Origin of the sequence: Nocardia vaccinii NBRC 15922 (assembly GCF_001613305.1) — a bacterium.
GTDB lineage: Bacteria > Actinomycetota > Actinomycetes > Mycobacteriales > Mycobacteriaceae > Nocardia > Nocardia vaccinii.
This window is the reverse complement of the sequence record NZ_BDCC01000064.1, coordinates 13,771-26,432: the sequence shown is the minus strand read 5'-3', so window position 1 is coordinate 26,432 and position 12,662 is coordinate 13,771. Positions and strand designations below refer to the sequence as shown.

At 67.6% G+C, this 12,662-nt stretch carries 16 protein-coding genes; 5 read left to right on the top strand and 11 right to left on the bottom strand.

The window, feature by feature from the left end:
• Positions 1-74 precede the first annotated feature (74 nt).
• Entirely contained in the window at positions 75-1,586 is a 1,512-nt protein-coding gene (locus NV1_RS33370; protein WP_067900759.1) for a sensor histidine kinase, read from the top strand.
• 1,300 nt (positions 1,587-2,886) lie between these two features.
• On the opposite strand, the gene NV1_RS33365 is transcribed toward NV1_RS33370, so the two are convergent.
• On the bottom strand, positions 2,887-3,141 hold the full coding sequence (locus NV1_RS33365; RefSeq protein WP_040827274.1) for a WhiB family transcriptional regulator: 255 nt from the start codon (positions 3,139-3,141) through the stop codon (positions 2,887-2,889).
• Positions 3,142-3,372: 231 nt separating this feature from the next.
• Complete coding sequence (locus NV1_RS33360; protein ID WP_067900756.1) at positions 3,373-4,332, bottom strand: diacylglycerol/lipid kinase family protein; 960 nt, start codon at positions 4,330-4,332, stop codon at positions 3,373-3,375.
• A gap of 184 nt (positions 4,333-4,516) precedes the next feature.
• Here NV1_RS33360 and NV1_RS33355 point away from each other — a divergent pair, with 184 nt between their 5' ends.
• Entirely contained in the window at positions 4,517-4,900 is a 384-nt protein-coding gene (locus NV1_RS33355; protein ID WP_067900909.1) for a hypothetical protein, read from the top strand.
• Positions 4,901-4,903: 3 nt separating this feature from the next.
• On the opposite strand, the gene NV1_RS33350 is transcribed toward NV1_RS33355, so the two are convergent.
• The 6 genes from NV1_RS33350 to cutA form a co-directional block, all read right to left on the bottom strand.
• Positions 4,904-5,512 (bottom strand): GNAT family N-acetyltransferase, encoded by a 609-nt coding sequence (locus NV1_RS33350; RefSeq protein ID WP_067900752.1) that lies wholly within the window; start codon positions 5,510-5,512, stop codon positions 4,904-4,906.
• Between the two features lie 72 nt (positions 5,513-5,584).
• Positions 5,585-6,871: an RNA polymerase sigma factor gene (locus tag NV1_RS33345; RefSeq protein WP_067900748.1), complete on the bottom strand. Its 1,287-nt coding sequence runs from the start codon at positions 6,869-6,871 to the stop codon at positions 5,585-5,587.
• 69 nt (positions 6,872-6,940) lie between these two features.
• Complete coding sequence (locus tag NV1_RS33340) at positions 6,941-7,282, bottom strand: YciI family protein (RefSeq protein WP_067900746.1); 342 nt, start codon at positions 7,280-7,282, stop codon at positions 6,941-6,943.
• Between the two features lie 109 nt (positions 7,283-7,391).
• Entirely contained in the window at positions 7,392-7,868 is a 477-nt protein-coding gene (locus NV1_RS33335; RefSeq protein WP_067900743.1) for a GNAT family N-acetyltransferase, read from the bottom strand.
• On the bottom strand, positions 7,865-8,476 hold the full coding sequence (locus NV1_RS33330) for an acid phosphatase (RefSeq protein WP_245714061.1): 612 nt from the start codon (positions 8,474-8,476) through the stop codon (positions 7,865-7,867). The genes NV1_RS33335 and NV1_RS33330 overlap by 4 nt, the downstream gene beginning before the upstream one ends.
• A 114-nt stretch (positions 8,477-8,590) precedes the next feature.
• Positions 8,591-8,914, bottom strand: a complete 324-nt coding sequence (cutA, locus tag NV1_RS33325; RefSeq protein ID WP_067900737.1) for a divalent-cation tolerance protein CutA — start codon at positions 8,912-8,914, stop codon at positions 8,591-8,593.
• Positions 8,915-9,292: 378 nt separating this feature from the next.
• Here cutA and NV1_RS33315 point away from each other — a divergent pair, with 378 nt between their 5' ends.
• On the top strand, positions 9,293-9,739 hold the full coding sequence (locus tag NV1_RS33315; protein ID WP_067900730.1) for a hypothetical protein: 447 nt from the start codon (positions 9,293-9,295) through the stop codon (positions 9,737-9,739).
• Between the two features lie 127 nt (positions 9,740-9,866).
• Here the strand turns inward: NV1_RS33315 and NV1_RS33310 are convergent, their stop codons facing one another.
• Positions 9,867-10,514 (bottom strand): nucleotidyltransferase domain-containing protein, encoded by a 648-nt coding sequence (locus NV1_RS33310; RefSeq protein WP_084526148.1) that lies wholly within the window; start codon positions 10,512-10,514, stop codon positions 9,867-9,869.
• A 220-nt stretch (positions 10,515-10,734) separates the two neighbouring features.
• On the opposite strand from NV1_RS33310, the gene NV1_RS44065 reads away from it, so the two are divergent.
• Positions 10,735-10,926, top strand: a complete 192-nt coding sequence (locus tag NV1_RS44065; protein ID WP_157117528.1) for a hypothetical protein — start codon at positions 10,735-10,737, stop codon at positions 10,924-10,926.
• 49 nt (positions 10,927-10,975) lie between these two features.
• Here NV1_RS44065 and NV1_RS33305 read toward each other — a convergent pair whose 3' ends face one another.
• Together NV1_RS33305 and NV1_RS33300 are read right to left on the bottom strand one after the other, a co-directional pair.
• Positions 10,976-11,239, bottom strand: coding sequence for a hypothetical protein (locus NV1_RS33305; RefSeq protein WP_067900727.1), 264 nt, complete (start codon positions 11,237-11,239; stop codon positions 10,976-10,978).
• A 161-nt stretch (positions 11,240-11,400) separates the two neighbouring features.
• Positions 11,401-11,826, bottom strand: coding sequence for a MarR family winged helix-turn-helix transcriptional regulator (locus NV1_RS33300; protein WP_373864681.1), 426 nt, complete (start codon positions 11,824-11,826; stop codon positions 11,401-11,403).
• Between the two features lie 38 nt (positions 11,827-11,864).
• Here NV1_RS33300 and NV1_RS33295 point away from each other — a divergent pair, with 38 nt between their 5' ends.
• Positions 11,865-12,554, top strand: coding sequence for a class I SAM-dependent methyltransferase (locus tag NV1_RS33295; protein WP_174557507.1), 690 nt, complete (start codon positions 11,865-11,867; stop codon positions 12,552-12,554).
• Positions 12,555-12,662 lie beyond the last annotated feature (108 nt).

Below are 12,662 nucleotides of genomic sequence, written 5' to 3'. Positions count from 1 at the left end.
TCAACCGTCGGCCCGACGCGCGGGTTTCGTCGTGCACGACGGCACGCAAATGTTGCGGGGAGGCGGTCTAGCCCATGTCCACTCTGAGTGATCTGCTCGCCGAGCACACGGACCTGCCGGGTGCGGCCGTCGACCATCTGCAACGCGTCGTGGGCGACTGGCAGCTGCTGGCGGATCTGTCGTTCGCGGACCTGCAACTGTGGGTGGGTGTGGGTCCGGTCGCCGACGGCGCCGACGTGGTGTGCGTTGCCCAGTGCCGCCCGACCACCGCGACCACCGTGCATCCGGAGGATCTGGTCGGCTCGCTGGCCTCTCGGGCCGATCATCCGCACATCTTCCAGGCGCTGCGCACCGGTGCGATCGTCCGCGTCGACACCGACGACGAACAGACCGGTGTCTACCACCCGAATCCGGCGCACGTGATCCTGGAGGCGATTCCGGTGCGCGTCGGCGAGGATGTCATCGCGGTGCTCGGCCGCGATATCGAGATGCAGCGCACCAAGTTTCGCGGCAATCTCGAGATCGCGTACATGGCGTGTGCGGACGATCTGTGCCAGATGATGGCCGACGGCACCTTCCCGACTCTGGAGGATCGCACCGGTTCGCATTCGAGCCCGCGCGCCGGGGACGGCTTCATCCGGCTCGATACCGACGGCATCGTGCGGTACGCCAGCCCGAACGCGCTGTCGGCCTATCACCGGATGGGGCTGCAGGCCGATCTGGACGGTCAGGATCTGGCCCAGACGACACGTTCGCTGATCACCGACCCGTTCGACGCTCAGGAGGTCGTCAGCGATATCCAGGCCGCGCTGGCGGGTAAGTCCGGACGCCGGATGGAGGTCGAGGCGCGCGGGGCGACGGTTCTGCTGCGCACCCTGGTGCTGCGCCCGCACGGTGAGCTGGCCGGGGCCGCGGTGCTGGTGCGGGACGTCACCGAGGTCAAGCGCCGCGATCGCGCGCTGCTGTCCAAGGACGCCACGATTCGTGAGATCCACCACCGGGTGAAGAACAATCTGCAGACGGTGGCCGCGCTGCTGCGGCTGCAGGCGCGTCGCACCGAGAACGAGGAGGCGCGCCTCGCGCTGACCGAATCGGTGCGCCGGGTCACCTCGATCGCCTCGGTGCACGAGATGTTGTCCATGTCGGTGGACGAGGAAGTCGATCTCGACGAGGTCGTGGACCGTCTGCTGCCGATCATGGCCGACGTCGCGACGGTCAACACCGCACGGATCAAGGTGCGCCGGGAAGGTTCGCTCGGTGTGTTCTCCGCCGAACGCGCGACGCCGCTGGTGATGGTGCTGACCGAGTTGGTGCAGAACGCCATCGAGCACGCCTTCGACGCCGGGGAGAACGGTACGGTGACGATCCGCTCGGAACGTTCGGCCCGCTGGTTGGACGTGATCATCGGCGACGACGGCCGCGGATTGCCGGACGGTTTCAGCCTGGAGGGGTCGGACCGGCTGGGACTGCAGATCGTCCGCACGCTCGTCACCGCTGAATTGGGCGGTTCCATCGGCCTGCATCCGGGCGCCGACGTGGGCACCGACGCGGTCCTGCGGGTCCCACTGGGCCGCCGCACGCGGTAATGCTGTGTTTTTTCGGCCTCCGCTTCGCTGCTGTACTTTCGGCCTCCGCTTCGCTGCGGCGGGGTTTTCGGCGCTGTAAGGCTCGTCGTTCAGCCCTCGAGACTCGGCCTTCGGCCATGCGCTTCGAGGGCTGAACGACGAGCCCGCGCCGAAAACCTTGGGGCGGCGTTGCTGAGCCTTTCGCTTCGCGGGCGATTTCCAGCGGGACGGAGACGCTTCGCCGCTGGGCGCGTCAGTCCTCGCCTCGCTTCGCCTTGCCTCGTTTCGTTTCGCCTCGCCGCCTTGTTTCGCTTCGCTTCGCTTCAGTGCGGCTCGCGCTGGAAGCCTTGGGCTGGTCTTGCTGAGCCTTTCGCTTCGCGGGCGACTACCAGCGGGACAGGGACGCTTCGCCGCTGGGCGCGTCAGTCCTCGCCTTGCCTCGCCTTGCCTCGTTTCGTTTCGCCTCGCCTTGTTTCGCTTCGCTTCGCTTCGGTGCGGCTCGCGCTGGAAGTCTTGGGCTGGCCTTGTTGAGCCTTTGCTTCGCGGGCGGCTTCGGGTGTGATGGGGAGGTTTCGACGCTGGGTGCGGCGGTCTTCGGGGTGCTGCGCTTGGGTGGGGCTTTGTTGCGGCGCGTGCCGAAAACCTTTGCCGCTGGGCTACTTACCTGATGATCCGGCGGACCGAGAGGTGCTTGCCGACGGATCCGTCGCGCGATGGGCACACGGGGCGGGAGGTGTGCACCGGCTTGTCGCTGGCAGTCGGGGAGCGGCCGGTGCGGGCGGCCAGGACGGGATGCGGGCCCAGCCCCCGCACCACCGCCCGCGTTCGGTGTCGGCGTTGCCAAGGTGCGGTCGGGCTGAGGATCGCCCCGGTGCCGGGTGTGTCGGGCACGTCGTGTGATTGCTCGGCGTGCGCTTGCGGTCCTTACCGGGCATTTCGCGTTTACGGGACTTGTCGTGCGGCGCAAAGCACGAGCATTTCCGCTGGTGCATTGGATTGCTGCCCGGAATTTCCGTCCGGTCCTTTTGTGCGGCACGGTATCTGCCATTCCGGTGCATACCGAGGCCGAAATGTACGGATTGGACTGTGCCACTGCGGTCCGTCGAATGTGACGCGGGTGACGGATATGCCTGTGCCGCGACGGGGAGTGGCGGTGCGACCGAGATCCACTGGGAAGTGCTGTCCGGACCGGCGATATCCGGCCTCGGAGACAATGCCTCGGAGACAATGAAGCCCGGCACCTCACGGGTGCCGGGCCGAAGTGCGTTACGCGCCGGGGCTGCTGCGAGCGTTCGCGGTGGCCGTAACGCCGACCGTCGTCCTAGACGACGGCCCGGGTGCGCGTCCGCGCATTACGACGCTTGAGCGCGCGCCGCTCGTCTTCGCTCATACCGCCCCATACGCCGGCGTCCTGCCCGGACTGAAGGGCCCAGGACAGGCAGTCAGCAGTGACGGGGCAGCGGGCGCAGACCAGCTTGGCATCGGCAATCTGCGCGAGTGCAGGACCGCTGTTACCCACCGGGAAGAACAGCTCGGGGTCCTCATCGCGACAGATGGCCTTGTGGCGCCAGTCCATTCCTCTGCTCCTTTGCTGGGCGCCGCAAGGCGCCGTGAGTTTGTGGTTCGTTCACTTGTGCGACTCGAATGTTTCCGCACGGTTGCTTGTGAATGCTTTCACGAACACCGTAGATGTCAATAGCTTTGTGGTGCACCGTGGGGAAGCTCACGCCTAAGACCCCGCTAACGGGGACTGCGGGGTCCTTTCTACCCGCTCGAGTCGGTTTTCGCAGCACAACTGGGAGGTTTCTCAGTTGTGTCGGCTCACACCCGGCTGCGGCGCGACCACATCGAGGACCTGCGGCACCGCCGTGAAATCCACCACGTTGCGGCGGCCGATGAAATCGCCATCGATTTGCAAGCCGATGGGCGTGTCGGCCTCGATCCGCACCGACGGGACGTCGTCGTCCCGAAATAAGCTGCGGGCCTGCGGGTTTCCCTCGGCGGCCAACAACTGCCGGGTGATCAGCAGAGTGGGCAATACCCCCATGGTCCGCATGGCAAACACTCCGAGACCGGTTTCGAACGCCGTGCCCGGATTGGTGTGTACCGGGGTGGAATCGAGATAGGTCCACGGAGTCGTGTTCGTCACGAACGCGTAGTAGACCCCGCGGGCGGGTTCGTGCCCGGGAACGTGCAACGTCACCGACGGTTCGGCCCGCCGGTGGCGGAAGAACTCCCGCACGGTCGTGCGGACGTAGCGGGCCGGAGTCGCCGCGTGGCCCTTGGCGCGGCTCGCATCGATCGCCTCGCAGACGTCGGCGTCCAAGCCGACGCCCGAGGTGAAGGTGAACCAGCGATCATCGGCCAGGCCCAGGCCGATCCGGCGATCCTTGTTCAGCGACACCAGATCGATGAGCTGGTTGGTCGCCGCGACCGGATCGGGTTTGATGCCCAGCGAGCGCGCGAACACGTTGGCGGACCCGCCCGGGATGACGCCCAGGCGCGGTTTCCACGCCTGGCCGTCATCGATCTGCGGCAGCGGCAGGAATCCGTTGATCGTCTCGTTGACCGTGCCGTCACCGCCGTGCACGACGATCAGGTCCATCTCGTTGGTCGCGGCCCACTGCGCCAGTTCGGCGGCGTGGCCGCGGTGCTGAGTATGCGCGACGGTCAACTGGGTCCGGCTCTCCAGCGCATGGGCCAGCAGATCGCGGGTGGCCGATGTGGTGGAGGTGGCATTCGGATTCACGATCAGCAACGTCCGCACGCGAAGAGCCTACTGACCGCTTGTCCGAAATCCGTGCCCCGGCCGTGCGTCCGGTCGGATTCCCTGGTCGTGATCCGTCTGGGCCGGGTCGTAGGCTGGGCGCGTGGCGAAGCAGAACTCGGACGGGCACGACGACGACCCGGTCGTCGAGCAGGGCGGCGCGCGAGCGGGGGCGCCGGGGACGGTGCGCGGCGCGGGCGCCTTGGCGGCGCTGGAGGGCACGGTCGGCGTGATCGTCGCGGTCGTGCTGGTCGTGCGCGGTCTGTCGGGTGCGGATCAGAGCAAGGTGAGTGCGTACGGGACCGCGGCGTGGTTCCTGATTCTGGGCGGCGCGGTGCTGGCGGCGGGGATCGGGCTGTTCCTCGGACGTCGCTGGGGCCGGGCGATCGCGGTGATCGCGCAGATCCTGCTGCTGCCGGTGTCCTGGTACATGATCAAAGGTCATCAGCCGCAATTCGGTATCCCGCTGGGATTGGTCGCGCTGGCCGGACTGGTGCTGCTGTTCGCGCCGTCGTCCACGCGCTGGATGGCGCAGGGGTACGACTCCTCGATCGGCTCGGCGGACTGATCCTCAGCGCGGGGTGCGCCACATGGGCCACATCGGCGGACCGCCGTCGGTGACGTTCAGTTCGCCGGTGAGGTCGTAGCCGAAACGCTCGTAGTAGCCGATGTTCTCGGGTTTGCTCGATTCCAGGTACGCGGGACAGGCGGTCTCGTCGCAGTGCGCCAGGCGCGGGGCGATCAGGGCGTGGCCGAAACCGCGCCCGCGGGCGTCGGGATGGGTGCCGATGAACGCCAGGTACCAGTGCGGTTCGGTGGGGTGATGCCGGGTCATCTGCTCGGCCATGTCGCCGGCCACGCGCAGCCGCCCGCGGAACGCGCGCACGATTCCGGGCAGCATGCGCAGCTGGGCGGCTCCGGAGGTCTGCCAGCCGCCCGGCGGCGCCCACACCGCCGCCCCGAGCATCCGGCCGGACTCGTCGAATGCCGCGTCCACACCGCCCCCGGGCAGGAATTGGTGCCGGACCATGGTGGCGAACAGGTATCCCGCTCGCCGGGGCCGGGCGCCCGAATCCGGAATGAGCCAGCCGATGATCGGATCGTCGGCGAATGCGGCCCCCAGGACGCGCGCCAGTTCCGGCACGTCCGACGTGGTCGCCTGGCGAACGGTGATCGTCATCCGTCAACGATAGGACCGCGCCGTCCAGTGCACCCGTAACGAACCCTGAACGCCTCGTGGGCGCACTCTTGGTCACTGGTCTAGTTCAGCTGCGCGGGCGGTGAGGAAGGCGCGCTCGGCGGCGTTCTCGGTGAGCAGGAGCGCCTCGTCGTAGGCCAGTCGCGCCTCGCGGGTGCGGCCCAGTTCCGCCAGGAAGTGCGCGCGGGCGGCGGGCAGGTAGCCATACCCCGCCAGCTGCGGTTCGGTGGCCAACTCGGCCAGCGCGGTCAGCCCCGCCGCGGGCCCCTCGGCCATCCCGACGGCCACCGCCCGGTTCAGCGCCACCACCGGTGAGGGCCACACCTGGATGAGTACGTCGTACAGTCCGGCGATCTCGGGCCAATCGGTATCCGCATAACCCGCCGCCTCGGCGTGCACCGCCGCGATGGCGGCCTGCAGCGCATAACGGCCCGGATTGCCGTTCAACGCGGACCGCACCAGCGCGATGCCCTCGGCGATCTGCGCGCGATTCCATCGGGTGCGGTCCTGTTCGGACAACCGGAGCATCACCCCGTCCGCTCCGACGCGCGCCGCGCGGCGTGCGTCGGTGAGCAGGACGAGTGCGAGAAGTCCTGTCACATCGGGATTTCCGGGCAGCAGCGCGTGCAGCATGCGGGCCAGGTCGGTGGCTCGTTCGGTCAGGTCGCGGCGGATCAGTTCCGCGCCCGCAGGTGCGGTGTGCCCGGTGGTGAACAGCAGATGGACCACCGCGAGCACCGCATCGACGCGGTCGGGAAGTTCGGCCGGGCCGGGCACTCGATAGGGGATGCGGGCCGCGGCGATCTTCTTCTTGGCCCGGGTGATGCGGGCGGCCATGGTCGGCTCGGCGACCAGGAAGGCGCGGGCGACCTCGGCGGTGCTCAGGCCGCAGACCAGTCGCAGGGTCAAGGCCACCTGTGCCTCGAGGGACAGGGCTGGATGACAACAGGTGCAGATCAGCCGCAATCGGTCGTCGGGGATCTGCGTCAATGCCGTGATAGCGGAATCGGCGACGTCCTCGGTGTGGTCGTCCTCGACCAGCAGCGGCAGCGTCCGGCGCATCGTCGAGTGGTGACGCAGCAGATCGAGTGCCCGGTTGCGCGCCACCGTCGTGAGCCAGGCCGTCGGGCACGCCGGGACGCCGTGTCGTGTCCAGTGACCGAGGGCCTGGGCATAGGCGTCCTGCACGCACTCCTCGGCCAGATCCAGATCCCTGGTGATCCGGACCGTCGTCGCGAGGACGAAGGCCCACTCGCGCCGATGCGCGTCGGCCACCGCCGCCGCGACCTCGGTGTGCGATGCGGGCGAATCGGCCGCGGATCGGTCCCGCGAGTGCGTCACTTGCGGGACCTCCCGGGTGTGCGTTGAAACATGTTGCAGGGAAGCACAATTGGTGAGCGATGTGCCGAATCAGCTCAGTGTGAGCAAGGGGCGCACCTCGACGCCGCCCTCGGCCATCGGAACCTGCTTCGCGATCTCGAGCGCGGCGTCCAGATCATCCGCCTCGATCAGGTAGTAGCCGCCGAGTTGTTCCTTGGTCTCGGCGAACGGCCCGTCGGTGACGGTGAAGCCACCCGCGCCGTCGGGGCGGATGCTGGTGGCGCTGTGGCTGTGCTCGAGTGCGTTACCGCCGCGCAGCGCCGATTGATTGGCCTGCTGGAATTCCAGATGGGCGTGCATCATCGGGCTGCCGGCCGCCGGCTCGGACAGCTGACGTTCGTCCTGGTAGATCAGGACCAGGTATTGCGACATGGTGATCGTCCTTCGAACAGTGTGGCCCGCCTTTCGGACCATTCAACTCTTCGACGGACGACCTCCGGCGAAATCGACAATGCCGCGCAAAGAAGTCGCCGAGAAAATTTCAGCGCGCGGCGAGCCGGGTGAGCGCCTCGCCGGTCAGGCGGTAACCGGTCCATTCGTCCTGGGCGCGCGCACCCAGGGCTTCGTAGAACTCGATCGAGGGGGTGTTCCAGTCGAGCACCGACCAGTCCACGCGTCGGTAGCCGTTGGCGACGGCCTCACGGGCGAGCGCGGCCAGCAGGGCCTTGCCCAGACCCAGACCGCGCGCCTCCGGTTCGACGAAGAGGTCCTCGAGGTAGATCCCGTGGGTGCCCGTCCAGGTGCTGTAGTTCAGGAACCAGATCGCGCAACCGAGCACTTCGCCTCCCGAATCGCGTTGTGCCACATGGGCGAACACCTTCGGATCGGGGCCGAACAGGGAGGTGTGCAGTTGCTCGCCGGTGAGGGTGCACTCGGGCCGCGACTTCTCGTACTCGGCCAGGGCATAGACGAGTCCGACCAGTGCGGGCACGTCCTCGGGGGTGGCGCGGCGGATCATCGGGCCTCCTCGGCGTTCGGGCGGAGGTTGTGCGCGAGAATCGCGCGCGTGCCGTGCTCCTGCCCCAGCACGCTGACCCCGGCGGTGGACAGGTAGAACCGGCGTGCCTCGCACACCTCGAATTCGGCCCACCGCGCGACCAGGCATCGCGAGAAATGCCCGTGCCCCACCAGCACGACATCGCGTACCTGCAATTCCGGCGCCACCTTCGCCAGCACCCGATCGGCCCTGGCCTGCACCTGCGTGGCCGATTCACCGCCCGGCACCGGATCGGTGAAGATCGTCCAGCCCGGCACGGACTCCCGGATCTGCGGCGTGGTCAGCCCCTCGTAGTCGCCGTAATCCCACTCCACCAGGTCGTCATCGATCCGCACATCCGCCAGCCCGGCCAGTTCGGCGGTCCGCACCGCCCGCTGCCGCGGACTGCACAACACCAGCGGAACCCCCAGCCCGAGCCCCCCGAGCACCTGCCGCGCCCCCCTGGCCTGTCGTTCCCCGGCTGCCGTCAGCGCGATATCGGTCCGCCCCGTGTGCTTGTGCGCCTTGGACCATTCGGTCTCCCCATGCCGCAGCACCACCAACCGGAACTCACTCGCGGAACCACTCATGGGCTCGATCATGCCGGACCGGGTAGGTCGGTGCGTGCGATGGGCGATTCGGCGCCGGGGGTGCGCTGGACAGCTCGGTCATACTCCGAACGTTGCCGTCCTTGTGGACGAACGTCATCCGGTGGAGTCCAGGACCCACTGGCGGTAGCCGGGGTGGGCGTCGGTGACCGGGACGGCCAGCACCTGGGGAGTGTCGTAGGGGTGATCTCGGTCGGCGCGGGCGATGATCGCTGGGACCAACGAGCTTCGGGTGTGCAGGACGACCAGGGCCTCCGTGTCGTCCCGGACCTGGCCTTCCCAGCTGAAGATGGACCGGATCGCGGGAATGATGTTGCCGCACGCGGCAAGTCGGTCGGCCACCAGTGCCCGGGTGAATTCCGCCAGCCAGTCCGCGTCGTCCGCGGTGATCGTGACGTCCACCAACTCTTCGTCGGCCATGCCTTCAGCTGTCCTCCGGTTTCGATCGGCGTGCCGATCGGTCCTGCGGTCTGTTCGCCCGAATCCTTACCACGAGGGTATCGGGCGACATACGATCGGACTTCGAAGTCTGTTCAGACGTGTATGTCTCGTGAAATCTCGCGAAGGTTGGGGTGCCGAGGTGGACAGATGTGTGCGGATCTACGAGTTCGTCTGTGCTGCGCCGGTGATCGGCAGATCCGGGAGTGTATGCGGCACGGTCGTGACCGGACTGCGGGCGGCGCGTTCCGGGCACGGTGCGGCGGAACGGCGACCGAACGCGGGCGTCGTGAGCGGCCCGGGGGATATGGGGTTGCCTTGCCGTTCGCGTGGCCTCCCACCCGATCCGGATCTCGCGCCGTGACCGCGGAAGAGGTTGCGACACCGCAGGATTGGGCCGCGTCCTATCGATCGCTGTTCGGCCTGCCCCGAGTGCACGTCACCGCACCGGGCTTCGTCGTACTACCGCTCACCGACTCCATCGCAGCGGTCAATACGCCTGAGCCACTGGGGGTTTCGATTCTGGACGAACTGATCGACCGCGGTATTCCCGGCCCGGTCCTGGTGCGCGCCCGCCCACCCCGGCGCACCTTCCTCGTGGTCGCCGACCGCCACCCGAGCCCCGACGATCTGGCCCGCCTGGAACGTCGCGGTATCGATATCGGCCCGCATCGCGGAAATGTCGTGCTACCCACCGGTTTCGGCCGCCACACTCCCGAGGGCCGCTGGTGGGCGCGCCCACCCCGCCGCGACGAATCCCTCCCACTGCTCTCCGAACTCGTCTCGGCCGCCGTCGCCGTCCTGTAGTCGCTTTCGGCGTGTCGGTACTCGCGGATCTGAATCCGTTGCGCCATCAGGATATTCATCGGCCTGCCGACGAGCGGGCCGGTGCGGGAGTGCGCTCCGCCGATGGCAGATCGAGTTCCGTTGGGTATCACTGCATTCGAGCTTCCCATTCGTGGCCGGGATGATGAGCGCGGACGTGATCTCGGAGGGTGCGGCGTTGGGGTTCGGTCAGGGCAGGCCAGGTTCGTTGCAGATCGTCGTGGTCCTTGGGGCGGGCGAGTTTCGCCTTGTAGACCAGGACGATTTCCGGGTTGAGATAGCGGATACCGTCGGCGGCAATCCACGTGACGGTGTCCAGGGGTGCGGTGACCGAGGGGCTTCGGCGGTTGACCCATCGGCCGTCCCGGCCGGGATTGAGCAGGACGTCCAACAGCCAAGGGGCGCCCGCCTGTTCGCGCAGCCAGACCTGGTTGGAGTCGTCGAGCAGGTCGGGATACTGGTCGTCGACGGGGCGCAGGGCTCCGGAGGCAGCCGACCAGATGTGCAGGCGGTCGGCGACGGCGCGCTGCAATTCGGGCAGGTCGCGGCGGAATATGGCGACGTCGATATCGGCGTGCGGGCGTTCGGTTCCGGTGAACGCGTCCAATGCCCAGCCTCCGGCTATCCACCACGGTGCGCCGAAATCGCCGAGTATGTCGGGGACGTCGGGCGGGGTGACCGTCGCCCACGCTCCGTACAGTCGGTGGAATTCGATCTTTTCCGGATCCGTGGGGCGTTGTGGCGGAAAGGTTTTCATCCTCGGACCATAGGCCGGATGGGCTCGTTCGGAGCGGAACCGGTGGGATTGACCCGATCGGTGGTTCGCGCGGGGGGTGCGCCCGAGGATGACTCGGGTCGGCCGCGAGTGGTATGCGGGTGGTGGGGGAATCATCCTGCGGGGCGATGTGCCGCGAATGTGCTCTCCGGCAGGCTGAATAGCCGGGGGTCGGAGCTTTTCGGCTGAACAGGAGGGTGTTGTGGGATTTCTCGATGGACGTCGGCGACGTCGAGATGCACGGGACGAGAAGGTCAGGGCCGCGGCCTACGACAAGGCCGTGAGTGCGGGAGCGTCGCACGAGGATGCGAATGTCTCGGCCGACAAGGCGGTGCAGCGTGCTCGCCGTCGTCGTCGCCTGCTCCTCATCTCGGCGGGTGGCGGAGCGCACTGACAACGCCCCCGGTTCCGGCGTACCAGCCGGAACCGGGGATGCCGAGTATTTACCAGGCGCGGCAGCGCTGGTCGCGGTGCCCGTTGCGGTCGTGCTCGTTGTTGTGCCAGTTGCCGTGCTGGTCGCAGTGCCAGTCGTTGCGGAACGGATCCCGCGGATCGTGCCAGCCGGGGCGGTTGAATCCACCCCAGTTGTCGTCCTGGTGCGACGGCGTCGGGTACGGCGGGTTGGCGGCTGCCGAACCGATGACGGGTCCGGCGAGCAGGGCGCCCGCGGCGATGGCGACGAACGATGCGGACAGTGTCCTGTGCATTATGACCTCTCGTTGAGGAGTGGGTTCCCGACCTCGGATGCCATTGCATGCCTTGGCCGTTCGGGACGCAACGACTTGGAGCCGATACACAGCAGACTCATATCTCGCACAGAGGGAAGCCCTCGGCTCTGTACTCTGTGCCGCTCTGTACTCCGTGCCGATCAGCCGATCGCGGCGAGCAGACGACGGAGCTCGCGGCGATCGCCGACGCCGAGTTTGGCGAGCACATGGGATTCGGCCGCGAGCACCAATGGGTCGAGTCGCTCGAGCAGGGCCACGCCCTCCCGCGACAGGGTGGCGGGTAGCGAGCGGCCCGTCGGCACTGAGGCCGGGCGCGTCACCAAACCGCGGTCCTGCAATTCGCGGATCACCTTGTTCATCGCCTGCGGCGAGACGGTGGCGTCGCGGGCCAGTTCCGCGTTGGACTTACCGGGCGATTGGGACAGCAGGCGCAGGCAGAGATATTGCGGGAACGTAAGTTTCAGCGGTTCCAGTGCGGTCGCCGCCACTTCGGAGCGCAACGCCGCGGCAACCCGGTGCAGAAGGTAACCGAGAGGCCTGTCCTCGAGACCTTCCATATCAACCATATTGACACATATCAACTAAGTTGACATAAAATGGGGTCATGACGAGTTCATCGAATGACGCGATGTTCGAATCCGCTTACCGTGGTGAGGCCCCCGAGATGGGGCAGGGAAATCGGCCGCCGTGGAGTATCGGCGAGCCGCAGCCCGAGATCGCCGCACTCATCGACGCCGGCAAATTCCACGGCGAAGTCCTCGACGCCGGATGTGGTGAGGCCGCGACCTCGCTGTATCTCGCGGAACGAGGTTTCACCACCGTCGGCCTGGACCAGTCACCCACCGCGATCGACCTCGCCCGAGCCGCGGCCGCCGAGCGCGGCCTGACCACCGCCGGCTTCGAGGTCGCCGATATCAGCTCGTTCACCGGCTATGACGGCCGGTTCGGCACCATCGTCGACAGCACCCTGTTCCACTCGATGCCGGTGGAATTGCGCAAGGGCTACCAGGAGTCGATCGTGCGCGCCGCCGCGCCGGGCGCCTCCTACTTCGTCCTCGTCTTCGATCGCGCGACCATGCCCGAGGGCGGCCCGGTCAACGCCGTGAGCGAGGACGAGTTGCGCGAGGCCGTCGGCGCGTACTGGACCATCGACGAGATCCGCCCCGCTCGTATCCACGCCAACGTGCCCGACAACTTCGCCGGCTTCGCCCAATTCGCCGGAGTCGACATCGAGGACGAGGCCCCGGGCCGTAAGTCGGTACCGGCCTGGCTGTTGTCGGCTCACCTGGGCTGACCGGAGAGTCGTTCCGGTACAACGAGTTTCGAAGGCCCGCGTGCCGGCTTCCCGAGGGTACGCGGGCTTTCGGGCTGTACGGGCGGCTCCGCGGAGTTGCTGTGCAGC

Coding starts and splice junctions, on each gene's coding strand:
- NV1_RS33335 (WP_067900743.1), bottom strand. CDS start 7,868: ATGATCCGCCGCGCCACCCCCGAGGACGTGCCCGCACTGGTCGGACTC.
- NV1_RS33295 (WP_174557507.1), top strand. CDS start 11,865: ATGACGAGTTCATCGAATGACGCGATGTTCGAATCCGCTTACCGTGGT.
- NV1_RS33365 (WP_040827274.1), bottom strand. CDS start 3,141: ATGGACTGGCGCCACAAGGCCATCTGTCGCGATGAGGACCCCGAGCTG.
- NV1_RS33350 (WP_067900752.1), bottom strand. CDS start 5,512: ATGACGATCACCGTTCGCCAGGCGACCACGTCGGACGTGCCGGAACTG.
- NV1_RS33340 (WP_067900746.1), bottom strand. CDS start 7,282: ATGTCGCAATACCTGGTCCTGATCTACCAGGACGAACGTCAGCTGTCC.
- NV1_RS33310 (WP_084526148.1), bottom strand. CDS start 10,514: ATGAAAACCTTTCCGCCACAACGCCCCACGGATCCGGAAAAGATCGAA.
- NV1_RS33300 (WP_373864681.1), bottom strand. CDS start 11,826: ATGGTTGATATGGAAGGTCTCGAGGACAGGCCTCTCGGTTACCTTCTG.
- NV1_RS33330 (WP_245714061.1), bottom strand. CDS start 8,476: ATGAGTGGTTCCGCGAGTGAGTTCCGGTTGGTGGTGCTGCGGCATGGG.
- cutA (WP_067900737.1), bottom strand. CDS start 8,914: ATGGCCGACGAAGAGTTGGTGGACGTCACGATCACCGCGGACGACGCG.
- NV1_RS33305 (WP_067900727.1), bottom strand. CDS start 11,239: ATGCACAGGACACTGTCCGCATCGTTCGTCGCCATCGCCGCGGGCGCC.
- NV1_RS33370 (WP_067900759.1), top strand. CDS start 75: ATGTCCACTCTGAGTGATCTGCTCGCCGAGCACACGGACCTGCCGGGT.